The following is a 25,322-nucleotide window of genomic DNA, read 5'->3' on the forward strand; positions in this document are numbered from 1 at the left end:
TTTTAAGGTACCACATCTCACCTTATTGAGAAAATTATCAATTTTGTCGGGTGATTTTATTAGACTGTATTGTTTTATAAAACATCATATTGTTAAAAAACACCGGTAGTTCTGCAAGTAAAAAATAGCCTGTACATTGGATAATTATAAGTTTTTAACCTTTCCGGAAGTCTTTAAATGATTACATTAGCAAAGAATTAAAATGTGCTGAGATTTCTATGAAAAATATATTCTGTGTAATGCTTCTTTCAATGGTACAGCCTATACTGGCACAAACCAGACTGGAAAAAGCAATTACCAATCTTGAGGATCATTACGAGCAGGAGAAAGTATATATACTTACCGACAAATCACAATATGCAGCGGGCGATAAAATCTGGTTTAAAAGTTTTGTATTTAACGGTTACAACCGATCGCCACTCTCTACTACCCTATTTGTAGAGCTTTACAATGTTGATAAAAAATTAATCGACTGGAAAACTGTACTTCTTACGAACGGGGAAGGCAGCGGGGATTTTCAACTGAAAGAAGATCTTCCGGAACAGGTTTACTTTGTGAGAGCCTACACTCCTTATATGACCAATTTCAATGAAGACTTCCAGATCGTCAAAACCATTCCGGTTTACAATCCGAACTCTGCGGAATCATTGGTTATTGCAAAAAATTCCGACTGGTCTGCCAAAGTATTTCCGGAAGGCGGAACTTTCATTAATGGTACCTCTACCAAATTTGCTGTAAGGTTATCGGGTAATTCTTCCCTCCCGGAGAGCTGGTCCGGAAAAATAATTGATATTCAAGCTCCCAATACTCCTGTTACTACCTTCAAATCTTTTGATAAAAATGTGGCTTCTTTTAAGATTACTCCGGTATCAGGAAAAAAATATCAGGCCATCATCCAGGATAATAAAGGAAAAAGCCAGACCATTGATCTGCCGCAAGCTGCAGACAGCGGTCTGAGTATAGAGGTTGCAAGTTCCAAAGAAGGGATAAAATACAACTTAAAAGGAATTAATCTGAAACAACAGCTTCAGGGTTATAAAATTGTCGGGCTCATCAACAACCATCTTGCTTACAGAGCCAATATCAACCATCTCGCCAATGAAGTATCCAGTCTTATTCCTACCAAAATAAGCAATGGTGCCAACGGTATTTTACAATTGGTGATTTTTGATGAACAGGATAATATCGTAGCAAAAAGGCTTTGCTTTATAAAACCTGCTGATTTAAAAATTGAGAAAGCAGAAATAATAGGCCAAAGCCTAAAACCAACACCAAGAGTATTCAATAGTATTGATCTTTCCCCCGAGTCTTATTTTAAACATTACACAGTTTTGGTGAGTGAAGATGACGGTAGCCAGACTCCTGAAGAGGAAAATATTCTGAGTGGACTTTGGCTGACGGGAGATTTTACAACAAGAATAGACAGCCCGGCGCAATATTTTTCTAAAAATGCCAACACTGAAGCTCTGGACGCCCTGCTTATTTCAGAAAACTGGAAAAGATTCGACTGGAATTCTGTACTCAGCGGCGCGGCACCCACCATTAAAACACAGTCTCAGCAATATCTTTCTTACAGGGTAAAACCTATTAAAAATAATGCCCTGATGATTAATGCGGCGGTCAATTTACTATCAAAATCGGGTGAAAATCAGCCTGTATTCGGTCAGTTCAAAACAGATCAGAATGGGTATATCTATTTAAACAACCTCAATAATGATGAACCGCTGGAGATCTCGGCCTTTGTGAATTCAGAAAATAAAGAATCAGGAAATGATGATTTATTTGTTACCATAGAACCGTTAGTAACTCCCTCCCCATTTACAGGTAATTTCCCGGCAACCCCATACACATTGGTAAAAACCGACAAAAATAAAAGCCTGCCTCCAACCATTTCCAGAGCGATCAACACTCAGAAAAATACTAAAAAGAAAGAGAGTAATGATATACAAATCCAGGCAGTAGCTTTGGTAGGAAAAAAGAAAGATCCGAAAGCAGAGCTGGATAAACAACTGTCCAGCGGCATGTTCAGTTCTGTCAATTCTACAGTATTTGATTTCGTTAATGAAGACCAGCATATTTCAGGATCAAGCAATATTTTAGACTGGCTGCAGGGAAGAGCTGCCGGCCTGACATTTCAGAAAAACAACTCAGGAGCAAGCGTTCCTTATATCCGCGGGCAGCAGGCTAAGCTCTATTTGGATGAAATACAGACCGATCCTACCATGATTACCAGTCTTCCGGTTAATACTATTGCGATGGTAAAGATCATCAAAGGATCCGGATTAATAGGCGATGCCGTAGCCATCTATACCATGAAGGGGAATATGAAATCTAAAAGTAATGAAAAAGAATTGAAGAAGAACAATGTATCAATCATCAAAGGATATGATAAACCTTCAGAATTTCCTATTGAAATGATCGATGACGATGCTCCGGAAAAAATTGAAAATGATACCCGCGAAACCCTGTACTGGAACCCTGATTTATTTGACAGCGACTACGTTCCTCCAAGAATTAAATTCTTTAACAACGACAGCGCCAAGCAATATAAAGTTCTGATCATAAGCTTTGATGAAGATGATAATATCCTGTATGATCAGCAGGTTTTAAAATGATAAAGTAGAGAGACTGAGATAGTCTCTCTATTTTATTTTGAAGAAGAAAGCCCTAAATCATAGTATTCATAAAGATACCGCTACTTTTCTCATTTTTATGCTAATCTACCACAGACTACCGCCTTGTAATAGTTCAACGAAAGTTCTTTAAAGTATTTATTGGTAAGCTTAGAGTCAGGAGGCTTTGCCCAGATGGATAAGGAGAAACCTATTTTTGCCTAATCCCTCAAGCAAAGCCATTCGACATATAGTTTAAGTTAAGATTTTCGGTTTCTAATAATTAATTCCAGATTTCTAATCAGAAAATGAAGGAAAACGCCAATACCAATACAATAAATTATGATATAATGAATTGTATAAAATATATTGGCTATAGGTGTTAATGGAGACATATTTCCTGTGAATAAAGAAGATGCGCTATAGGGAAGTAATGTTGCATAAGTCCAAAAATTATTTTTGTCTAACTCAACTTTTTTAACTTTGTAGTAGTGGAGTTTATCTTTTAAATAACTAATATCATGAGTGATTACGCTACCAAATTTCATAGAATCCAATTCGTTTTGACCACCAGTCTTTGTAAATTTCCTTTTTAAAACCCCCTTTTTATCAAATATATAAATTGTTGCCATAAAATTCCTTCCAGGAATATTAAAATCAAAATCTGAATGTAATATATGATTCTCTGTAAAAGTTAATTGCTCTAATTCTTTTAACGATTTGTTTAAGATTGTATAATTTGCCAGTTTGATATTTTCAAGAGCTTTAATCTGAGAGGGAATATATTTATAATCATCAATCCACTCATTCAACACTATCTGTTTTCGATTATCATGAATCGCCGTTTTAAATTCAAAGCTATTTGGGTTACTTTTAAGCATTAAAGTATATAAGAAAGGAAAAGCGACTAAATGTAATATCACCATGACTGCAAGAGATGAAATTGCATATTTAGATTTCTGGTACTTTTTAGAAATCCTATAGAGATATGCACAGGATGACAAGATAATCAGGATTAAGAATGTTGTTGAAAAAAAATTCACCAATACCAAATGATATATTAATTATGGTTAGTATCATATTAGCTTTTATTCGCAAAAATAAATGAGATTATAAAACCTCAATTACGGGAAACCGTATCCGTACTCTACAAGGTTCTCCCCGCAGCCTCGCGAATACTTTCGTGTTGGGCATCATAAATCAAATATTCTAAAAACAATAAAGCATCCTTGTCAAGGTTTAAAACCTTGACAAGGATGCCAGCATAAGTGTATGCCAGAAACAAAATTTTAAAATAATAACAAAAAACCTTTTCTGTTTTTCTGCAAAGGGTTTTCTGGTTTTGAAGCTGGAAGGCTATTATAAAGTTGACCAGAACAGCTGCTTATCTTTATTAAAAGTAGTGTTTATAACTGCAATATCATTAAGATACTTATTACAAAGGTGTACAAACAACGGACATTGTAGCTTCCATCTGCCTGTATGTCCCACCTTTATTACATTGACTGTATGCATAAAATTGTTCACCTGCATTTAGTATAAAAACAGCAGTAATATTGGTGTATCCATTTCCCATATAATTGGATCCATAATGCTGGGTAAGCTTATTTGTTGTGGTCTTTACTCCAACGGTTACTCCTCTGTAGGGGCTTTCTGCTTCCGTTCCTTCAGGAACCTGGTCAAAGTGGGCTGTGATACTTATTGTGTATAATCCTGTTTTGACTGCCTTAAAAGTACCGTTATCAACTCTTGTCAGATAGGTATTATCAGAAAGGTGGGTATTTTCAAACCACATGATGGCTGCGGAGCCATCTCCCGGTTTAGCTGACGGTCCGGTTCTTGTAGCAACCAAAACACTGGCCGGTACTTTGAGGTCTACTTTTTTAGCAACTCCATTAGCATCCAATGCCATCAACATGTCTGTGCTGTTCATTGTGGATGATGGAACATCTCTGAATCTTACATTTCCGTCTACATCCAGTTTTTGTGTAGGAGACATTGCATAATTGGTATCAATACGTCCTATTCCCATACTTCCGTTCTCATTAATTAAGACAGCTGGTCGGTCGCTGGTAGAAAATGTAAGAGATGAAGAATTGGTTGCCCCATTACCCCAGTAATTGGCTTTTATCCCTGCTAATGGGAAGTTAGTTCCTGAAATCTTTCCATTAAAGGATAATTTTCCAAGTTCTGCTCCGGCAGATAAGTTATTAGTTCCTGTTCTTTCCAGATTAATTAATGGAGAGCTATTGGTTGACTGAACTTTCAACTGGTTACTGTCAGTATTGCCGTTTTCTTTTATATGCAGGCCTGCCTCAGGTAATTGCGTCCCTATTCCCACTTTTCCGTTGTCTTTAATAACGAAATCGGTGTTTGAAGATCTGGCAGTTCCGGTAGAAGATGCTCCTAATTTCACCATTGTATTGGCGGGGTCATCTATGAAAGCATCGGTTGTAGGATCCCCTACGGCGATATTTCCCGAGTTCAGTTTTTGCCAGCGGTTCAGTTTGCTGTCAAAATAGAAATACCCGGTGCTGGTTACTTCTGCTGTCTGCCCGCCGGGAGCTGTATCAGCAGCTGTTACATAAACCAATGCTCCCTGTTGTTTTTGAGTATATGTCTTTGCTCTGAGTTGTGCTCCGGTAATTCTGGGCGCGATAATACCGTCGAATACATTTGTAGATGTGGGCTTACCTACTACATCCAGGCTGGCCTGAGGGTCTGGCGTGTTAATACCTACTTGAGAGAACACCTGAAGGCTAATTATTAAGCCTCCAAGTACTAGAAGTTTTTTTTTCATTATTTGATCATTTTGTTGGCGCAAAAGTAATGAGATAAGAGGGTACACCAACAATATCTATATACATCAATGATACACTTTCAACAAATTTTACATACATCAATTATGCATTTATCTAGTATATATGCGATATAAATGGGATATATTTTTCGTCTGTTTTAAAATTGTTCTAACTATTGATCTAAAAAGTGACAGATATGTTTTTGTTTTCTTATTGAGTTTTTTCTCATTACCTTGATCTGGTTTTAGTAGTAAAAAGCCAACATTCTAAAAACAAACAAAAAAAGTCACAAAAAGGTTTTATTTAAAACACTTATATTCACTTAAGTTAGTTTAAAATAATACCGCAGAAAAGCCTACATAAGATGAAAACCAAAGATTTTCACAAAACTCAGGTGTACTTATCACAAATAAGGTTGGTTTTGAAAAAGCTAAAGTATTTAAACTTTTGTGCCTTTTGTGTCGGAATTATACTGCACAGGAAAAACTGTACTTTGTCTTTTTTACCTGAGCTTGCTACTATGAAGAAGCCTTTTGCATAGTAAACAATAGGAATCTTCAAAAAAAACATCATCTTTCAAAAGAAACTCCCAAATATTCCGTTTAATTCTTAAATTTGGCTTATGCGAAAGAATTTTTATTTCATCCTTATATTATGTACTCTTACCAGCTGCTATACCTATCAGGTAAAAAAACCAGCGGTTCCGGCTGCTGACAATAATCAGGCTCCTAAAAAAAATACCGCTGCAGCGAATAATACTTCTGCAGAAATGACAGGTTCAAACCCTGCATCGCAAAGTCTGATTGCCCAACCTGCACCTGTGAATATTCAGGAGAAACTGGCCGCCGGTAAAAATGTTAAAATTGAAGTTGACAACAAAAGCTATAAGGTAATTGTTGACCGATGGGAAGGAGACAGTCTGGTAGTACACCCGGTTCGTAACGCTAAAAAAAGTCTGAAGTTCCATAAGAATCAGATCAACAGCGAAAGAATTGCAGAAAAACGCTTTTCACAGCCTATTGCTGATATTCTTACCGTTACGGCTTATGCCGCTATTGGTGTTGGAATCTATCTTCTGGTCAAATAGTTTTTAATTTCCCTATTCTTTAAATTCTCCCCGGCTCCGAACAGCAAAAATTTTGAAAATTGACAGAGTAAGAAGACCTTAGTATAAAATCTAACAAAACAGACTGTCTTGTTGAGACAGTCTGTTTTTATTATTTATTTTTTGTTGATTATGGCCAGATCACCCCGGATTGTTTAGGGCTTGTCCATGGTTTTCCTGCAGGACTTGTACCCGGATGGGCGGCAAGACATTCACTTACCCATGTAGCACCTACCGCATGTGATTTTACTTTTTTCACAGAACAATAGGTCGTTCCGAAGTTATCTTTATACAGCTGGTAGTTAGGATACGCACCTTTAGCTACTAACTCTTCATTATTAAGAAGCTCAACATCATCACTCACTTCCGCAGGATAATCCACAATAGCACCAAGAACCCACGCTATGGAATCTCTATTATTACCGGCTACCAGACTTGGCGGAGGGCTGAGTGTAATCTTGATTGTAGATTTTGACTGATCCACAGAGAAGGAAGAAGAATAAGTAGATTCTTTAACACTTGCCAGAGGAATTCCTAAGAAAGAAAGCGTAGCAGAAGAAGACTGTTCAAAGGTTTTCTGAATGCTTTTGTAATCTTCACCTGTTACGGTGATTTCTACCGTAGGATAATTGGAAATTGCCACCCCGTTCAGTAAACCGAAAGGTCCTTCAGGTCCGAATTTCATTCCCGGATCCGGAGAAAATTTGTATCCCGAGATATGTTTTTCTTCCTCTTTGTCTCTGCTGTTGATCTGTGCTTTACGGATAGGGTCAAACCATGCCCAGTACATATTGCCGGCAATATTAAAATCTTTTGGTCCAAAGTTTACCAGGGTAACTCCTGTAAACATCATTGATATTTTGATGGAGTTTTTGCTTGTCGCAATATTTTCACTGAAATAGTTCGCATTGCCTCCAATTCCTAAGGTAAAGAAATCAAAGATAGGAATAGAAAAACCCGTTTTTCCCTCTACGGAAACACGGAAACGGCTATCAGATTCACGGCTTACTTCCATATCGATCTGAGCGGTCTGAGACGTATTTTTAAGACCATTTAAAATCTGGTCAAGCGGAGTGGTCACCTCAAAAGCCGGTAAGATACTGTCGTCATTCAGCAGCAGTCCGCCATTTTCCTTTTTTGGATTCTGTACATTCTTTAAGGCTTTGGATAAGTATCCATTATTCATTGTCACATTGTTCTGCAAAGATATGGTGGCACCCAGCGCATCCAGATAACTGGCTAATACCGGGATAATAGGTTTTCCGCTTGCCGGTGTCTTATTCAGTAAGGCATCGAGGTTATCGCTTTTCTGAATCTGGTACAAAGTAGTAGCGGGATTTGCCCATTCTGTAGCAATTTTATCCATAATGATATCAATAGGCTGCATGGTATCGGTGGCAGGAGGAAGCGTATTATAAGCAGCTACCCAGGCGTTAAGCAATGCCATTTGCTGATCTGTAGCTCTTGTATGGGCATCATTCAGTACAGCTGTATCTTCTACAGATAGAGAATAGTTGACTTTTGAGAAAGCATCAATAAAGTAATTGGTAAATACCTGATCCAGCTGTACCGGCTCAGTATTGGCTCTGAGATTGGAAGATATCCAGTCGTAAGTTTTTTTATTAAACTTCAGGTTAGACGGATCCTGCCAGTAGTAAGGGAAATTTCCTTTTCCATTGATGGTGATCGCAGACAGTTCTGTACTTAAAACACTGGCAAGAATATCATTGGCTCTGTCTTTCAGTTCTGTAATAATTTGTGATGCTTCTACAAAGGGAGCAACATTTTCTGGATTTTTCATGATAATAATATTGGGTATGGTTCCTACTCTTTTGCTGGCTTTTCGGATACTGCCGTTGTTCAGGGTTTCGAAGCTTCTTTTGAACATACCAAAGTAACGGTGAAAAAAGAACGGATTTTAGGGTATAAATTTCCGATTTTGAAGCCGGGTATTTTTACTGTAGCCTATAGGCATTTGTACGTACGACATAATAGTGACCATCAAGCACGGAAACCACAAGACCTGTTTTTGGCCGTGTTGCTTTTGATAATCTAGGTTCACAAAAAGTTCTGGAAAAATGTGGGTTTATAAAAATCGGTACCGATAAAGGTTTTGCCAATGCCAGGCAAATAGAAATTGAAGAATTTATTTACAGACTCGACCAGATGGTAGCTCATTAACTAAGAAAACATTAAATACCAAACTTTTACACACTCAAAAACAAATCAATCCTTAAAGTGATAAAGAAAAATAACATCCCCTGTATAAGCAGGTTTTACGTGATCTTTGATCAGGAGTCTGGCCTCCACAATTGCTTTCACAGTTCCCCTGAGGTTAACCACAGATTTTACGGTTGCCTGCAGTTTTACTTCACTATTTACAGGGACAGCTTCTCCAAACTTAAGGTTTTCTATTCCGTAATTGATTTCCATTTTTACATTTCTCACATCTGCAATCTGTTTCCAGAGATAGGGAATCAGGGATAATGTTAAATACCCGTGAGCAATGGTTGATTGAAAAGGGCCTTCTTTTTCTGCCTTTTCCTGATCCGTATGAATCCACTGGTGATCCTGTGTTGCATCGGCAAATCTATTGATCTGATCCTGACTTATTGTATGCCAGTCAGAATCACCTAACATCTGCCCTTCAAGGGACTTATACTCATTAAAATTATTAATAATAATCATATCTTTTCTGAACCTTTTGAGGGATTAAATATGTACAGCTCATCTATTATTACTTTGGTAAGTGTAAATCAAGTCTGCCTATTTATTTTCCGGGCATCCGGTTTTAATGTGTCAATATTCAGACCAATTGCGCCCTTATTTTCTTAAATCCCAGAAAAACCTCTCACATATAAGCAAGAGGCAAATGAACATAATGAAAATAAAAATAATCTAAATTACATCAATGTTCTTTCAAACAATATCCAGATCCTGAAGTTTCATGAATTTTGAATGAGAAAAAATGTAAAATACGAACCCTGATATGGCAAAGAATGTTATTCTAACCCATCTGCAAGCAAGATTTTTACTATGCTAACTTTACGTTAACAGCATTTAAACCTTTATCGCTTTTTTGTACATCAAAAACTACTTTATCGTTTTCGCAAATCATTCTTGTGTTTAATCCTGAAGAATGTACAAATATATCTTTACTTCCGTCTGCCGGAGTAATAAAACCGAAGCCCTTTGCTTCATTGAAAAATTTTACGGTGCCTTCTTGCATTGTAATTGTTATTAAAAATTGTGTATTATGATCTGTAAACGCTACAGATTTTATTTATGATATTCTGACAGGTATTGTATTTCCCATCATTGGTTGAATATTTTTAAGGTCCGGGCGCTTCACCATCTGGGGTATTGAAGAAGCCGGATCTGCAATAATCTCTAAGGGATTATCCAGAATTGTTTTGGCAAAATATTTTAAACTTCCCGGCATTGTTGCAGAAAAAAACATGTTTTGTCTTTTATGGGAAACCAGATTCAATATTTTTTTTATATGATTAATGAATCCCATTTCAAGCATCCTATCTGCATCATCCAAAACAAACAACTCAATTTTAGAAAGATCAATATGTCTCTGATTTTCTACATCAAGCAGTCCTCCGGGTGTTGCTACAAGAATATCTACCCTTTTTCGGAGTGCTGCAAGCCGGCTGCCAATGGAAACGCCTTCATAAATAGAAAGCTGGGATAATGGCAGATACTTACTGTAAATTTTTAAATTTTCTTCTATCTGTATTGCCAATTCTCTTGTTGGAGTAAGGATTAAAGTCCGTATTTCTTTATGATCCGGAGTTTGTCTTTTCAGCAGCTGCAGAATAGGCATAGCAAAAGCACCTGTTTTCCCGGCACCTTTTTGTGCAGACCCTATAATGTCTCTTCCTGCTAAAATATGCGGAATCACAGTATACTGTATCTCAGTAGGCCTGGAATATCCTGCTTCTGTCACCGCACGGATAATAGGATTGATCAGATTTAAATTTTTAAAATTCATTATAATTCCGGATTCCGGTATTTTACAAACAAACCTGCTGAACAGAATTTGAATTGGAGTATTATAATGATACACAAAAGAGAATTCTTTTCTGCTCATCTTTTTCTTGCTTCAGCTATCATAATATCCTTGAATATATTATGGCTTAACCGGCAATAACGTGTCGCTCTTATCTACAATAGAACTTTATAATCTTTTATTTTCTGTAATGAAAATAAAGACTATAAATTGGTAGCTGAAAAAGCAAAACTGAAAGAAAAAAGTGATTTTAAACTATGACAGAATAGCAAAGGCAGTGACCTGTTTTTATAAATGTCCTGCAAACTTACAATAAAAAAAAATGATTATCACTTTATTTAATTAACTGATTATCAAAAATTTATTCGTACCTTCTGCCAATTAACCAAATTGTTTGCTGACGCGGATGATTTTAAACTCCGGAATATGCAAGCTTCTTCCCCCATCCCCCAACCTTCTCCCAGAATATTAGAATCCCATTCAGGCCCACATGTAAGAATTGCTTATTTCATTATGATACATCATAAACCTGAAGTATTTAAAAGCATGTTTGAGAAGATCTATACAAGAGATCAGTTTTATCTTATCCATATTGATAAAAAAGCGAAACAAGAGTTCATTGAAGAAATACAACTTTATATCGTTCATTTTCCCAATGTCTATATTCTGGACAGTATAAATATAGTTTCGGGAGGTTTCAACATCGTTCAGGCAGAATTGAACGCTATGGAATTTCTCCTGAATGCAAGTAAAGAATGGGATTATTTTATCAATCTGAGCGGTGAAGATTATCCACTGAAATCACAAAATATTATCCGTAAATTTCTTACCATCAATAAAGGCAGGAATTATCTTTTTTATTATGATCAGAAGTTTTACAGACCCGACACGCTGAAAAGAATACAAAATCACTTTACGGAATTGGCTTACATGATCTCGTCTTTCATCTACAAACGATCTTTTATGAAAGATGTGATTCCTTATATAGGTGGTAAATGGTTTATATTTACAAGAGAAACCTGCTTATTTTTAACCAACAACAAAATGGTAATGGATTTTGAAGACTATTATCTTCATACTTTTTTACCGGCAGATTCATTTTTTCAGACTGTTCTTATGAACACATCATTCAATGATATTATCGTCAATGATGATAAAAGAGCAGTACTGGAGACCTCCTTTTTTCAAAATACACAGAATACATTCAATTATATTCAATCATTAAAATCCGGTAATCAGCTTTTCATCAGGAAGGTTAACAAAAAAACGGATGAAAGTATCAGACAATACATTGAAGAGAGTTACCTTACTCCCCTTCCCTATGTGAATGAAATTGAAAGGGAGCTGAAAAGAGATAACCGTCAAAACAACTGATTTTTAACCTGCCCACCCTGAGTATTAACAGATCCTGTTCAGTGCTTTTCCCTTAAATCACTATATTTGATAGAAACATCATAAAAGCTGTTTCTCCGAATTTCAAATATGGAAAAGAAGTTGGCATCAGGACAATTGAAACTTGCAACACTGGATAGCCAGGGATTAACGCAACACACGCCGTTCGGAACCGGAAAAGATGCGGTTCTTAATGCTTTGGAGCACCTTGGATATATACAGATCGATACTTTATCTATGGTGGAGCGTGCTCATCATCATACTCTCTGGACAAGAATCCCTGATTTTCATGCAGATTATCTGGAGGAACTGGTAGAAGAACGTAAGGTATTTGAGTACTGGTTTCATGCTGCGTCTTATCTTCCTATGAAAGATTTCCGGAATGTTTTGCCTCAGATGCTGATGATTAAAAGAGGAGAATCCCGTTACTACAATGCTGATCACAGGGTAATGGAATATGTGAGAGACATCATTCGTAACGAAGGCCCTAAAAGAGCAAGAGATTTTGAGAATGAAAGCCATAAAGCAGGAAGCTGGTGGAACTGGAAACCTGCCAAGCTGGCTCTTGAGAGACTTTTCATGCAGGGAGACCTGATGATAAGCGGACGTGTGGGAATGCAGAAAACATATGATCTCACCGAGAGGGTTTTACCTTCTTCTATTGATACTACAGAACCTACTCCACTTGAGTTTGCAGAATATCTGGTAAAAACCAATCTGAGAGCTTATGGATTTACTACATTAAAGCAGATCACTCACCTTCGGAAGGGAAATGATGTAAAGAAAGATGTCAAGAAGGTCTTGCAGACAATGCTTGAAGAAGGATTGATATCTCAGGTGAAAACAGAAGGATTATCTTCTGTCTTTATGCTGAACCATGTTCTTGAAAAGACATTTGATCCCGGAAATTCCAATATCTGGCTTTTGTCTCCGTTTGATAACGCTATTATCCATCGGGACAGAATCAAACAGATCTTTGATTTTGATTTCCGCCTGGAATGCTATACTCCAAAAGAAAAAAGACAATACGGCTATTTCTGTCTGCCCATCCTGTTTGGGGATCAGTTTATCGGAAGGGTTGACTGTAAAGCGCACAGAAAGGAAAAAAAACTGGAGCTTATTCATCTGCATATTGAAAACAATACTGTAGACATAGGGTTATGGCTAAAACCTTTCGTAGAAACCGTAAAACGTTTTGCTGTTTTCAATGGCTGTGAATCTTTGGCTCTGACTCAAGTAAGTCCGTCAAAGTTGAGTACATCTGTAAAAAAAGAATTATCAAGAGCAAAGTTTAAAAAGTAACAGATGTATCTGTTAAAATGATAAATCGCATTATTGAAGGTCAATAATGCGATCTTGTTTATTCAGGAAAATCTGTTTAGTTTAACGTCTGATTTGTTTTCTTAACAAAATCATTCCATTGCTGGTTCAAATAAGTTATTGCTTTCTTTTTTTCACCATCATTCATAGAAGAATAATTAATAGAATTGAAAACCAGTTTTTTCAGGGCTTTAACATCCAGCTCCCAATACACCTGTGTTGCCCAGAAATCATAGCTGAGACCGGTATATCCATAGACAGAAGGGTCATCACTGCTGATGGAACACTGTACTCCGTTACTTAATAAAACTCTTGCCGGATGATTCCTCAGATCACTTACATATCCTAAGATCTGATTACTGATCGGGCTCACTTCCACCAATTTATCCTGTTTTCTGATCTGATCCATGGTTTTTGGAAAATAGATGAGATTCAGTCCATGACCGATTCTTTTATTATTGAGCGGTGCTACATCCAGAACATTTGTATTCAACATAGAATTGCTTTCTCCGGCATGAAGGAAAAGAGGCAGCTCTACCTTATACTTTGTACTCAGTTCATTCATTTTTGCCCAGCTTTTTTCAAAAAAACTGATATGATGACCTGCTGCTTCATCCGCTACAAGGTCAAAGCCTGAGATCATATCCGGAAATTCTTTCTTCATTTCAAATGCTGTTTCCAGCTGTTTTCCGATGCTTTCATTATCCAGAAATTTAAAACTTGAATAGATCAGTTTCAGGGTAAACTGCGGATCTGACTGGTGTACTTCTTTAAGAATGTCCTGCAGATCTGTGACAGAAGTTTTCAAAGGATATTTTCCATGCTTAAAATCGTAAAGCTCATCAAAGATATATCTGATTTCTATGTGCTGAACTTTGTCTTTTATCAAATCCTGAAATCCTTTCAGATAATATGCTTTAAAGAAAGGACGATACGGAAGCAGTAAACTGATACGTTTAAAACGTTTTTCAAATTCAATCCAATAATCTGTATAAGAGCAAAGGCTATCACGTTTCAGCGTAAGAAGATCCTGCAGTTCTTTTTCAAAACCAGGGTTCGAAGTAAGCTTTTTATCAAGGTTTACAAATCCGGCCGGGACTTTTCCTTTTTCAAAAAAGGCCAGCTGTCCGAAAATGAACTGATTGTTGTCTTTCTGATCGTAAACATAACATTCCTCATATTTCCTTGCAGCTGAAATGATCCATTTCACATCTGTTATTCCACCGCTGTGGGTATGCAGCAAACCTCCTTTCGGCATTGTCTGAAGAATTTCAAACAGCTTGCTGCTTTCTATTAATGGTTTTAATTCATTAAAAGAGCTGTTATATAAAGATATTTTCTTTGCTTCCGAATCACTTAGAAACTGTTTACGAATCTGGAATAGTTTTTTATCCAAAGCGATTTCTTCATCGGACAATTTTATATCAGCATCAAATGCCATTAATGCATTTTCTGTCTCTGATAATGCCAGTTTCTGTTGGTATGCAGATTTTTCGGTCACTTTACCTTGCCCCCAAAATAAGGATGCTCCAAAAAGTGATATATATATAAGGAATTTTTTCATCATAATAAATATTGGAGGAATTTTTTGTACTATCGGCTATGCTTTAACCGTTAAAAGTAGCTTTTTACAGCAAAAATTGTGCAAAATAAAGCTAATTCAAAAATAATATTAAAATTTTAAAAATCTTCAGGTAATTATAATGAAATAAAAAGTCTGCAACATCAATGCTGCAGACTTATATTGATCAAAGATTATTTATCCTCCTTTACGGGAAAGAGGTTCTGAAATGCAGATGAGAAAGACTGGTATTATTTTTAAACAGTTTGGTGAAGGATTATGGATGCTCAAAACCTAGTTCATCGCAATTTCATTTATTTTTTCAATGAAACAGCCTAATTTTTAACACTTTTTTAATCTTTAGCCGTTGCACCTATTTTTAAGTTTAATTACCTTTGTCTCTGGGATGCGGAAAAGATTTTTTCAATATTTGTACAGCTTGTTATTTGCGATGCTTACCGTTTTAGGATGGTATTATGGGCAAATTCAGCAGTATATTTCAACAGATATTTCTTCCGATCTTCATTTTACCACCGATCTTCTTGTTCACGAAAAAAAGAGCTTCAAAGACTCTTTTGCCTTTCTTAAAAATAATGAAGCTCATGATACTTACAGTGTCAGCCATCCCCTGTACAACAAAATCAGAGCTAATCTTTCTGAAAACGACAATGAAAATGACGACAACGTAGAGACCTCCGGTTCTACCGAGCTTCTTGCCCTTTTCAAAGATGGTTTCTGGCATCTGATTTCAGGTTTCGTTACTACATTTCACAACAGACAAATCGCTGTTTCACTTGCCCAATCAGAACATTTAAAGACCTTACATGATGATCTGTACCTCCAGTACAGGGTCATCCGACTGTGATTTTATACTAATTTTTTCGAAAACCTTATCCGCTTTCATACTCTGTTATGAGAGCCGATGACACTATTTTTTCAATTATAAATTATCATAAAACAATATATTATCATGGTCAAGAAAAGTCTCATGTATATCAACTTGTGCCTTATTCTCTTGTTTGTAAGCTGTCAATCTGAAAAAAAGGAAAAAACAGAAGCAGCGTCATTCAACGTAACAAGCCCGCTTATCAAAGATACTTTGGTGAACAAAGATTATGTTGCGCAAATCCGTTCTATTAATCATATTGAGCTTCGTGCCCAGGAAAAAGGATACATCCAGTCTATTTATGTAGATGAAGGGCAGTTTGTACAAAAAGGGCAGCTGCTGTTCAAAATCATGCCTAATCTTTATGAATCTGATGTAAACCGTGCCAAAGCGGAATCCAAATACGCGCAAATCGAATATCAGAATACCAAAAACCTTTCTGACAAAAACATTGTTGCCCCTCAGGAAATGGCTATGGCTAAAGCAAGGTATGAAAAAGCACTGGCCGAACTTGCTTCAATGAATACCCATTTAAAATTTACCGAAATCCGTGCTCCTTTCAATGGAATTGTAGGAAAGCTACACGTACGTAAAGGAAGCCTTGTAGATGAAGGCGAGCTTGTAACTGAACTTTCCGACAACAGCAAAATGTGGGTATATTTCAATGTACCGGAAGCTGAATATCTTAATCAGATGGATGCCAAAAAGGATAATAATCCAATGCATGTACGTTTAAGAATGGCCAATGGCAAAGAGTTTACACAAGACGGTATCGTACAAACCATAGAGTCTGATTTTGATAATGAAACAGGAAATATTGCTTACAGGGCTACTTTTCCGAACCCGAAGGGACTGTTGAGATATGGTGAAACCGGAAACATCGTTATCACCTCACCTTATGCCAATGCAATGATGATTCCACAGAAAGCGACTTTCGAGGAACTGGAAAAGAAATATGTTTATGTGATCGGTAAAGATGGTAAAGTACATGCAAGAGAAATAAAAGTGGCTGCCGAATTACCGCATATTTATGTAGTGGCGTCAGGACTTGGAAAGGATGACAGAATCCTTTTGGAAGGTCTTAGAATGGTTCAGGAAAACCAGAAGATCAGCTCAAAATACCAAAAGCCTGAAAAAGTAATGTCGAACCTGGATCTGTACGCCGAGTAACCCAACAACAGCATTATGTTTAAAAAAGTAATACACCGACCGGTTTTCGCTATTGTGATATCGGTTGTCATCCTGTTTTTGGGAGGGATTGCGATGAAGCAGCTTCCTACGGAGCAGTTTCCAAAAATTGCCCCTACCACCGTAGCGGTTTCTATTGCCTATCCCGGAGCAAGTGCAGATGTATTGGTAAAATCATCTTTGATTACGATTGAAAATGCCATCAATGGTGTTCAGGGAATGCGTTACATCACTACCGATGCCACCAGTGCCGGAGAAGCTACCGTAAACGTTGTCTTTGATCCCGGAACCGATCCCAATGAGGCAGTAGTTCTGGTAAAAACCAGAGTGGATCAGGTAATGCCTTTATTACCCGAACTTGTACAGAAAGAAGGAGTTGTGGTAAACCCGATTCAGCCAAGTATGCTGATGTACGTAAACCTTTACAGTACGAATAAAAGTATGGATGAAAAATTCCTGTACAACTACTCTATGGTAAATATCATCCCTGAGATCAACCGTATCCATGGGATTGCAAAATCACAGATTCTGGGAAGCCGAAGATATGCCATGCGTATCTGGCTGAACCCTGACCGTATGCGTGCTTATGACATCTCTGTAGATGAGGTGATGAAAGCTATCGGCGAACAGAGTATCATCGGACGTCCGGGAAGAATCGGGCAAAGTTCCGGTATTGCAGCACAGTCGCTGGAATATGTATTGACCTATAAAGGACAGTACAACAAGCCGGAAGAGTATGAAAATATCATTGTCCGTTCCAATGCTGAAGGTGAAAATGTAAAGCTGAAAGATATTGCCAAAGTAGAATTGGGAAGTGAGTTCTTTGATATTTATTCCAATCTTGACGGGCATCCTTCCGCATCTATCGTTTTAAAACAGAATTACGGAAGTAATGCCAATGACGTAATCAGAGATGTGAAAGCAAAACTGGCAGAAATGAAAGGGAACTTTCCTCCGGGTGTTGATTATAAAATCAGTTATGACGTTTCCCAATTCCTTGATGCTTCTATTGAACAGGTAATGCATACGTTGAGAGATGCGTTTATCCTTGTGGCCATCGTGGTTTTCATTTTCCTTGGTGACTGGCGTTCTACTTTGATTCCTATTATTGCCGTGCCGGTTTCTTTGATCGGAACATTCTTCGTGATCCAATTCTTTGGGTTAACCATCAACCTTGTTACTCTTTTCGCATTGGTATTGGCGATCGGTATTGTGGTTGACAACGCGATTGTAGTAATTGAGGCCGTTCACGCCAAAATGGAAGACAGTAATATTTCGCCTTATAAAGCGGTAAAAGAAGTAATGGGTGAAATTGCCGGGGCTATTATTGCCATTACAGCCGTGATGGTAGCTGTATTCATTCCTATTTCATTTATGACGGGTCCGGTGGGAACTTTCTATCGTCAGTTTTCGATTACTATGGCGAGTTCTATTGTGATTTCAGCGGTAGTAGCCCTTACGCTGACTCCTGTTTTGGCCGCAATGTTATTGAAAAACCACCATGGAAAGCCTAAAAAAGCCAATATTTTCACCAAAGCTTTAGACTCATTCAATAGTGGTTTTGATAAAGTAACCGGAAAATATGCTTCATTCCTTAGAAAAATCGTAAGCCGAAAAGTAGTAACGTGGGGAATTCTGATTGCTTTCTGTGCCGGAATTGTGATGATCAATAAGGTTCTTCCGGGAGGGTTTATCCCGAATGAAGACCAGGGAACAATCTATGCCATCATCCAGACTCCTCCGGGTTCTACCCTTGAGCAGACGAATAAGGTTTCCAGAACATTACAGAAAATCTGTATGCGAGTAAACGGTGTGGAATCTGTATCATCACTGGCAGGATATGAAATCATGACTGAAGGCCGTGGTTCGAATGCAGGAACATGTCTGATCAACCTTAAAAGCTGGAACGACCGTGATCATTCTGTGAAGGAGATCATGGAAGAGCTGGAAGAAAAATCAAAAGATCTTGGTGCTACCATTGAGTTCTTTGAACCACCAGCTGTACCAGGATTCGGATCTTCGGGAGGTTTCTCCATGAGATTGCTTGACCTGAACAGAACGACCGATTATCAGGAATTTGACAAAGCCAATAAAGATTTCATCGCACAGCTTAAAAAGCGTAAGGAGCTTTCAGGAGTCTTCACCTTTTTTGCGGCTAATTATCCTCAGTACGAGCTGGTTTTTGATAATAATGCAGCGATGCAGAAAGGAGTTTCTATCGGAAAAGCGATGGACAACCTCAACATTCTGATCGGTAGTACCTATGAACAGGGCTTTATCCGTTTCGGGCAGTTCTTCAAAGTATATGTGCAGTCGTCTCCGGAATTCAGAAGGCTTCCTACGGATATTATGAACCTGTATGTGAAGAATGACCGTGATGAAATGGTTCCTTATTCAGCATTTATGACGATGAAAAAGACACAGGGACCGAACGAAATTACCCGTTACAACATGTACAATTCCGCAGCAATCCGTGGTCTTCCGGCTGCAGGCTATACAACGGCAGATGCTATCCAGGCCATCAATGAAACCGCGGCCAAAACACTTCCTCACGGATACAAAGTAGCGTGGGAAGGATTGTCTTATGATGAGGCACAACGTGGTAATGAAGCGATCTATGTCTTCCTTGTTGTTTTGGTATTCGTGTATCTTGTTCTGGCGGCTCAGTATGAAAGTTTCCTGATTCCGTTTGCGGTACTTTGCTCTTTACCGGTGGGAGTTTTCGGATCTTTCTTATTATTAAAAGCAATGGGACTGGAAAATGACATCTACGCACAGGTTGGATTGATCATGATTATCGGATTACTGGGTAAAAACGCAGTACTTATTGTAGAATTTGCCGTGAAAAGACGTCAGGCAGGAGATTCTATTCTCGAAGCCGCTGTAGAAGGTTCTAAAGCCCGTTTCAGACCGATCCTGATGACTTCTTTTGCCTTTATTGCAGGATTGGTTCCGCTTGTTTTTGCAAGAGGTGCGGGAGCGATCGGAAACCATACCATTGGGGCATCTTCACTGGGAGGAATGCTGATAGGAACGCTATTCGGAGTGATTGTCATTCCAGGGCTCTACTACATATTTGCCAAGTGGTCTGATGGTAAAAAAATGATCAAAGACGAAGATGAATCTCCATTAAGCGAAGACATGATCCATTATGAATAAAAGAAAAATATATCAATATGCAGGTCTGGCAGTCGTCTTATTAAGCCTTACTGCCTGTAAACCTATAGAAATAGCACAACGTACTGAGAACAAAACTGTTCCTGAAAAATACGGCTCAGCAGAAAATGACACTATCAATACGGGAAAAATGAAGTGGAATGAATATTTCAGTGATCCGCATCTTCAGGAGCTGATCAGTCAGGCCCTGCAGAATAATCAGGAACTGAATATTGTTCTTCAGGAAATTGAAATGTCTAAAAATGAAATCAAAGCCAAAAAAGGGGAATATCTTCCTTCTGTAGGTTTAAAAGCCGGAGCTGGCGTAGACAAAGTAAGCCGGTACACCAATATCGGAGCAATGGAAGCCAATACCGAAATAGAACCCGGCAGAGAAATGCCGGAACCTTTGTTTGATTTTGGGGTAGGAGCTCAGGCACAGTGGGAAACGGATATCTGGGGAAAGCTGCATAATGCAACAAAAGCACAGGTACAGCGATATCTTGCCAGCATTGAAGGAAAGAATTTCATGACAACTCATCTTATTTCTGAAATTGCAGATTCTTACTATGAACTGTTGGCACTGGATAATGAGCTGGTTATTTTGAATCAGAATATTAAAATTCAGAATGATGCGCTGGATATTATCAAAGAGTTAAAAAAGAATGCGCGATCCAATGAACTGGCAGTACAGAGATTTGAAGCCCAGGTTCTGAAGACTCAGGGAATGCAGTATGACATTCAGCAGAAGATAGTTGAAACGGAGAACAGGATTAATTATCTGGTGGGAAGATTTCCACAACCCGTGGAAAGAAGTCAGGATTCTTTTGATTCTGTTATTCCGCAAGCTGTGTATGGAGGAATGCCTTCTGAACTATTGGAAAACCGTCCGGATATCAAACAGGCTGAATATGAACTGGCTGCTGCCAAGCTTGACCTTAAAGTGGCCAAAGCAAGGTTCTACCCTTCTCTTGATCTTTCTGCAGGAGTCGGGTTACAGGCTTTTAATCCACTGTATATCATTAAACCTCAGTCGTTTCTGTTTTCTCTTGCGGGAGAACTTACAGCACCTCTGATCAACAGAAGAGCGATTAAAGCGGCTTATAATAATGCCAATGCCAAACAGATTCAGGCAGTATATCGTTATGAGCAGACTGTTTTGGGAGCTTATATTGAGGTAGCGAATCAGTTGTCTAAGATTCATAATCTGGAAAGCAGTGTGAATATCAAAACGAAGGAAGTGGATGCTTTAACAAAGTCTATAGATATTTCCAACGACCTGTTCAAATATGCCCGTGCTGATTACATGGAAGTTTTACTGACTCAAAGGGATGCTCTGGAATCCAGGTTTGAGCTGGTAGAGAAGAAAGTGAACCAACTTAAAGCGAGTGTTGCTGTTTACAGAGCGCTTGGCGGTGGTTGGGATCAGGCTCCGTTGGCAGTTCCGGATATTAAGAAAGAATAAATCCATATTTTAATCTTGTTTTCATAAGAAGTCTATCGAAAGATGGACTTCTTTTTTTGTTATCACCGCAGATCTCACAGATTGACACAGAGGTTTGGGATAATTTTATATGATGATTCAAACCGTCCTTAGCCCTGATAGCAGCGGTTACCCCGCAGCAGAAGGTGGATTCAGCGAGGTGCGAGGGAGTATGAGCGGATAGCAGGATGAAGCTCCTGATCCTTATTCTCATGAAAATACAGCTATAAAATAAATAAAAAGTCTACAAAATAAATAGACTTATGATTTTAAATTTAATTCACACATGAAAATTAACTTTTTTATTATTTTTTAACATTTTCAAACATGGAATTAATTAATTAAAAATCAAATATTTACGATTCATAAATTTAATTCAAATCAATTAACCTACTAATTTAGTAGACTAATATGATTTATCTCATGCTCTTGTTTTATCTGGGTTCGTCATTTATTAGATAATTTTGACCCAGTTAAAAAAATCATAAACTTTATTCTCATGAATAAGAATACCTTTAATTCTTACCTATGCACCATTACGGTGGCAGCTTCTGCACAGCAAAATTGTTGTGGAATGTCTGCCCTTTCACAGCACAACTGCATTTCTCAAGACATGTGCTTTGATATGATGTACATGATGATGATGTGCTAACTTTTTAAAAGATACATTCATTACTGTAGGAATTAAAGCCAAAGAGTTCAAGGCTTCTTTCATCCGGGTACCTCTCCTGTAATTTTACTATTCGTTTTATAACCTCCCTGAAAAAGGAGGCGGAAAATCACATTTTTTAACGGGAGATCAGCAGTAATACACAATTCAGTTTTAAACCTAGATTAATATAATGAAAAAGAAACAATGTAAGCTTGGTGTATTGGCCTTACTCCTGTTCGCGGAATATGGTTTTGCACAAAGCAAAGACAGTCTTTCCAAAGAAACTTCCATCAAAGAAGTGGTGGTGGTAGCTTTTGGGAAGCAGAAAAAAGAAGAAATTACAGGTTCTGTACAGTCATTGAAGGCTAAAGATCTTTCAAATCTTCAAAACGGAAATATTCTTCAGGGAATTGGAGGAAAAGTAGCGGGAGTACAGGTGATTTCTTCCGGGCAGCCAGGCTCCCAGCCCACCATCAGAATGAGAGGAATAGGCTCTATCAACGCGTCCAGTGATCCGTTAATTGTACTCGATGGCATTCCATACAGCGGAAACCTGAACAGTATTGCCGCATCGGATATTGAAAGTATCTCTTTTCTTGAAGATGCTTCTTCGAATGCTTTATACGGTTCCAGAGGGGCTAATGGTGTTATTATTGTGAACACCAAAAGAGGAAAAAGTAAAGGTGTAAGTATTGAGGCCGATGTAAAAACAGGGGTTAACTTCAGGTCTATTGAGGATTATTCTGTCTTTACTTCTCCTCAGGATTATTACACCGCTTATTATAACAGAGCAAGAATTGGCGAAATTGCAAGACTGAAACAGCCGGGAGCTGTTCCTTCAGGCCCTTCTCCCCATGATGTGGGACTTGCTGCTCTTACCAAACTGGGATATAATGTATATAACGTTCCTTTTAATCAACTGATTTCAAAGGACGGTTTTTTCAATCCCGACGCAAAGCTGCTCTACCAGGACGACTGGAAAAAACTGCTTTTCAGACCGGCTTTGAGAAGGGAAGCAACAGTGGGAATCAATGCCAATGGTGATCAGGTAAAATCGTACACTTCCCTTAATTATCTGGATGATAAAGGATATCTGATTTCTTCAGGTTTCGAAAGATTCGGGATCAGATCTAATGTAGACTACTCTATCACCTCTAAACTGAAGCTGACCAGTGCTTTATCCTACACTTACAGCAAACAGGATTTCGGAGAGACCGGAGGTTTTTCCAACCCTTTCCAGTTTGCCAGAAATATTGCTCCTTTCTATCCTGTTTTCCTGAGAGATAACAATTACCAGAGGCTTTATGATAGTTATGGAAATGCTCTATATGACTACGGAGACGGCCAGGGACCTAACGGTGCCACAAGATCTTATGCGGTGTTTGAAAATCCTGTAGGAAACCTTCAGAAAGATAAGTCACAGACTGTCAGTAATATTACCAACCTGAACCTGGGTTTAAACTATGAAATCATCAAAGGACTTGATTTCACTTATAATTTCGGAGCTTATCTCGAAAATACCAGAAACCTGCAGTTCGGAAATACGGAAGGAGGAACTTCATCTTCTGTGGGAGGAACCATTTCTCAAGGTTCTAATTTTAAATATACCCTGAACCATCAGCAATTGCTTACTTACCAGAAAAAGCTGGGAAATCACAGCTTCAACCTCCTTGCAGGGCATGAACTGAATAAAATAAAAGATGATGGATTCTCAGGATCAAAACAGCAGCTTTTACTACCCAACTCTCAGTCATTTGACAATGCCGTAAAAATTACCGACTTATCCGGAAGCGGTTATGAATATGCCGTAGAAGGGTATTTCACGAGGTTATTGTATAATTATGACGGAAAATATTTCTTTAATGCCAATATCCGTAGAGACGGTTCTTCCGTATTTTCTCCGGAAAGCAGATGGGGAAATTTCTATGGATTAGGACTTGCATGGAATATCGCAAAGGAAGATTTTCTTAAAGACAATCGTATTATCAATGCTTTAAAATTAAAAGCTTCTTATGGGCAGCAGGGAAATGACAACATTCTTTTAAGTGGTTCCAGCAGAGATTATTATGCTTATCAGGATATCTACGGAATCAACAACTTCGGGGACGACAAACCTGTTCTGTCGCTTAAAAAACAAGGAAATAAGGATTTAAAATGGGAAACCTCCAAAAACCTGAATGCCGGTTTTGAAATTTCACTTTTAAAAAACAGAATCAGTCTGAATGCCGATTATTTTGAAAGAAAAGTTTCGGATATGATTTACGCTCTTCCTCTTCCTCCATCCAATGCGGGTTCATATGTGAAATACGGAAATATCGGAGATATGACCAACAGAGGTGTTCAGGCGAATGTCAATGTAGATATTCTTCGCGGTGATGAATTTCAGTGGAGTTTTTATGCCAATGCCACTCATTACAAAAATAAGATTACCAGATTACCGGCAGAGCAAAGAAATACGGGGCTTGTTTCGGGCTTATTTATTCTGACAGAAGGCGGTGACCGTTATACTTATTTCCTGAAAGAATTTGCAGGAGTAAATCCTGAGAATGGCGATGCTTTATGGTATCGCACAACCATCAATCCAACTACCCAAAAGGAAGAAAGAACGGTGACCAGTAATTATAAGGAAGCCACCGATTATAACACCGGAAAGTCTGCTATTCCAAAGGTATATGGAGGATTCGGAACAGATTTCAGCTTTAAAAGATTTAATCTTGCAGTGAATTTCGCTTACCAGTTCGGAGGGTATGGATATGATGATATTTACAGAAGCTTATTCCATTCTGACAGCTATGGTTCCAACTATTCAACAGATCTGGATAAAACCTGGACTCCGGAAAATCCAACGGCTGCCTTACCTAGAGTAGATCTTACGGCTACGAACCAGAACGGAAATTCAACACTGTATCTGATCAAATCGGATTATATCAGCCTTCAGGACGTAACCCTCTCCTATCAGCTTCCCGATGGTTTTGCACAACAGGCAGGCTTATCAGGTCTGAAAATCTATGTGACAGGAAACAACCTGTACCTATGGTCCAAGAGAAAAGGCTATGATCCGAGAGCTTCGCTGACGGGAGTTTCTGATCCGTACCGTTATTCTCTGCTGTCCAGTGTCTCATTAGGCTTTAAACTTAATTTTTAAAAA

General features: G+C 38.1%; 17 protein-coding genes. 10 read left to right on the forward strand and 7 right to left on the reverse strand.

What is annotated here, in order from left to right:
- The first annotated feature begins 218 nt into the window (after window positions 1-218).
- Entirely contained in the window at window positions 219-2,615 is a 2,397-nt protein-coding gene (locus FFS26_RS07045; protein ID WP_137904661.1) for a hypothetical protein, read from the forward strand.
- 257 nt (window positions 2,616-2,872) lie between these two features.
- Here FFS26_RS07045 and FFS26_RS07050 read toward each other — a convergent pair whose 3' ends face one another.
- Complete coding sequence (locus FFS26_RS07050) at window positions 2,873-3,493, reverse strand: hypothetical protein (RefSeq protein ID WP_137904662.1); 621 nt, start codon at window positions 3,491-3,493, stop codon at window positions 2,873-2,875.
- Window positions 3,494-4,047: 554 nt separating this feature from the next.
- Window positions 4,048-5,412 (reverse strand): hypothetical protein, encoded by a 1,365-nt coding sequence (locus FFS26_RS07055; protein WP_137904663.1) that lies wholly within the window; start codon window positions 5,410-5,412, stop codon window positions 4,048-4,050.
- A gap of 623 nt (window positions 5,413-6,035) precedes the next feature.
- Between FFS26_RS07055 and FFS26_RS07060 the strand changes: the two genes are divergently transcribed.
- Entirely contained in the window at window positions 6,036-6,500 is a 465-nt protein-coding gene (locus FFS26_RS07060; RefSeq protein ID WP_110010481.1) for a hypothetical protein, read from the forward strand.
- A 148-nt stretch (window positions 6,501-6,648) separates the two neighbouring features.
- Here FFS26_RS07060 and FFS26_RS07065 read toward each other — a convergent pair whose 3' ends face one another.
- From FFS26_RS07065 to FFS26_RS07085, 4 genes are all read right to left on the reverse strand, one after another.
- On the reverse strand, window positions 6,649-8,406 hold the full coding sequence (locus tag FFS26_RS07065) for a lamin tail domain-containing protein (RefSeq protein WP_228406524.1): 1,758 nt from the start codon (window positions 8,404-8,406) through the stop codon (window positions 6,649-6,651).
- Between the two features lie 338 nt (window positions 8,407-8,744).
- Entirely contained in the window at window positions 8,745-9,206 is a 462-nt protein-coding gene (locus FFS26_RS07075; protein WP_137904664.1) for a MaoC family dehydratase, read from the reverse strand.
- Window positions 9,207-9,552: 346 nt separating this feature from the next.
- The gene (locus FFS26_RS07080; RefSeq protein WP_110010479.1) at window positions 9,553-9,747 is read right to left on the reverse strand and encodes a cold-shock protein; all 195 of its coding nucleotides are present in this window, start codon (window positions 9,745-9,747) and stop codon (window positions 9,553-9,555) included.
- 54 nt (window positions 9,748-9,801) lie between these two features.
- Window positions 9,802-10,617 (reverse strand): DEAD/DEAH box helicase, encoded by an 816-nt coding sequence (locus FFS26_RS07085; RefSeq protein WP_137904665.1) that lies wholly within the window; start codon window positions 10,615-10,617, stop codon window positions 9,802-9,804.
- A 345-nt stretch (window positions 10,618-10,962) separates the two neighbouring features.
- On the opposite strand from FFS26_RS07085, the gene FFS26_RS07090 reads away from it, so the two are divergent.
- Together FFS26_RS07090 and FFS26_RS07095 are read left to right on the forward strand one after the other, a co-directional pair.
- Complete coding sequence (locus tag FFS26_RS07090) at window positions 10,963-11,910, forward strand: beta-1,6-N-acetylglucosaminyltransferase (RefSeq protein WP_137904666.1); 948 nt, start codon at window positions 10,963-10,965, stop codon at window positions 11,908-11,910.
- Window positions 11,911-12,018: 108 nt separating this feature from the next.
- A complete protein-coding gene (locus tag FFS26_RS07095) occupies window positions 12,019-13,230 on the forward strand; it encodes a winged helix-turn-helix domain-containing protein (RefSeq protein ID WP_137904667.1) in 1,212 nt (403 codons plus the stop codon).
- Window positions 13,231-13,306: 76 nt separating this feature from the next.
- On the opposite strand, the gene FFS26_RS07100 is transcribed toward FFS26_RS07095, so the two are convergent.
- A complete protein-coding gene (locus FFS26_RS07100) occupies window positions 13,307-14,815 on the reverse strand; it encodes an adenosine kinase (RefSeq protein ID WP_137904668.1) in 1,509 nt (502 codons plus the stop codon).
- A gap of 424 nt (window positions 14,816-15,239) precedes the next feature.
- Here FFS26_RS07100 and FFS26_RS07105 point away from each other — a divergent pair, with 424 nt between their 5' ends.
- From FFS26_RS07105 to FFS26_RS07125, 6 genes are all read left to right on the forward strand, one after another.
- Window positions 15,240-15,674: a hypothetical protein gene (locus FFS26_RS07105; protein WP_137904669.1), complete on the forward strand. Its 435-nt coding sequence runs from the start codon at window positions 15,240-15,242 to the stop codon at window positions 15,672-15,674.
- 105 nt (window positions 15,675-15,779) lie between these two features.
- Entirely contained in the window at window positions 15,780-16,865 is a 1,086-nt protein-coding gene (locus tag FFS26_RS07110) for an efflux RND transporter periplasmic adaptor subunit (RefSeq protein WP_110010473.1), read from the forward strand.
- A gap of 15 nt (window positions 16,866-16,880) precedes the next feature.
- Window positions 16,881-20,042, forward strand: a complete 3,162-nt coding sequence (locus FFS26_RS07115) for an efflux RND transporter permease subunit (RefSeq protein ID WP_137904670.1) — start codon at window positions 16,881-16,883, stop codon at window positions 20,040-20,042.
- Complete coding sequence (locus tag FFS26_RS07120) at window positions 20,035-21,504, forward strand: TolC family protein (RefSeq protein WP_137904671.1); 1,470 nt, start codon at window positions 20,035-20,037, stop codon at window positions 21,502-21,504. The genes FFS26_RS07115 and FFS26_RS07120 overlap by 8 nt, the downstream gene beginning before the upstream one ends.
- A gap of 517 nt (window positions 21,505-22,021) precedes the next feature.
- Window positions 22,022-22,174: a hypothetical protein gene (locus FFS26_RS22435; protein WP_171006257.1), complete on the forward strand. Its 153-nt coding sequence runs from the start codon at window positions 22,022-22,024 to the stop codon at window positions 22,172-22,174.
- Window positions 22,175-22,364: 190 nt separating this feature from the next.
- The gene (locus FFS26_RS07125; RefSeq protein WP_137904672.1) at window positions 22,365-25,319 is read left to right on the forward strand and encodes a SusC/RagA family TonB-linked outer membrane protein; all 2,955 of its coding nucleotides are present in this window, start codon (window positions 22,365-22,367) and stop codon (window positions 25,317-25,319) included.
- Window positions 25,320-25,322 lie beyond the last annotated feature (3 nt).

This window comes from Chryseobacterium sp. 2VB (assembly GCF_005503635.1).
Taxonomy (GTDB): Bacteria; Bacteroidota; Bacteroidia; order Flavobacteriales; family Weeksellaceae; genus Chryseobacterium; species Chryseobacterium cupriresistens.

Excerpts from the sequence above, each read along its gene's own strand:
- FFS26_RS07045 (WP_137904661.1), top strand. The coding sequence starts at position 219 with ATGAAAAATATATTCTGTGTAATGCTTCTTTCAATGGTACAGCCTATA.
- FFS26_RS07050 (WP_137904662.1), bottom strand. The coding sequence starts at position 3,493 with ATGCTTAAAAGTAACCCAAATAGCTTTGAATTTAAAACGGCGATTCAT.
- FFS26_RS07055 (WP_137904663.1), bottom strand. The coding sequence starts at position 5,412 with ATGAAAAAAAAACTTCTAGTACTTGGAGGCTTAATAATTAGCCTTCAG.
- FFS26_RS07060 (WP_110010481.1), top strand. The coding sequence starts at position 6,036 with ATGCGAAAGAATTTTTATTTCATCCTTATATTATGTACTCTTACCAGC.
- FFS26_RS07065 (WP_228406524.1), bottom strand. The coding sequence starts at position 8,406 with ATGTTCAAAAGAAGCTTCGAAACCCTGAACAACGGCAGTATCCGAAAA.
- FFS26_RS07075 (WP_137904664.1), bottom strand. The coding sequence starts at position 9,206 with ATGATTATTATTAATAATTTTAATGAGTATAAGTCCCTTGAAGGGCAG.
- FFS26_RS07080 (WP_110010479.1), bottom strand. The coding sequence starts at position 9,747 with ATGCAAGAAGGCACCGTAAAATTTTTCAATGAAGCAAAGGGCTTCGGT.
- FFS26_RS07085 (WP_137904665.1), bottom strand. The coding sequence starts at position 10,617 with ATGAGCAGAAAAGAATTCTCTTTTGTGTATCATTATAATACTCCAATT.
- FFS26_RS07090 (WP_137904666.1), top strand. The coding sequence starts at position 10,963 with ATGCAAGCTTCTTCCCCCATCCCCCAACCTTCTCCCAGAATATTAGAA.
- FFS26_RS07095 (WP_137904667.1), top strand. The coding sequence starts at position 12,019 with ATGGAAAAGAAGTTGGCATCAGGACAATTGAAACTTGCAACACTGGAT.
- FFS26_RS07100 (WP_137904668.1), bottom strand. The coding sequence starts at position 14,815 with ATGATGAAAAAATTCCTTATATATATATCACTTTTTGGAGCATCCTTA.
- FFS26_RS07110 (WP_110010473.1), top strand. The coding sequence starts at position 15,780 with ATGGTCAAGAAAAGTCTCATGTATATCAACTTGTGCCTTATTCTCTTG.
- FFS26_RS07115 (WP_137904670.1), top strand. The coding sequence starts at position 16,881 with ATGTTTAAAAAAGTAATACACCGACCGGTTTTCGCTATTGTGATATCG.
- FFS26_RS07120 (WP_137904671.1), top strand. The coding sequence starts at position 20,035 with ATGAATAAAAGAAAAATATATCAATATGCAGGTCTGGCAGTCGTCTTA.
- FFS26_RS22435 (WP_171006257.1), top strand. The coding sequence starts at position 22,022 with ATGAATAAGAATACCTTTAATTCTTACCTATGCACCATTACGGTGGCA.
- FFS26_RS07125 (WP_137904672.1), top strand. The coding sequence starts at position 22,365 with ATGAAAAAGAAACAATGTAAGCTTGGTGTATTGGCCTTACTCCTGTTC.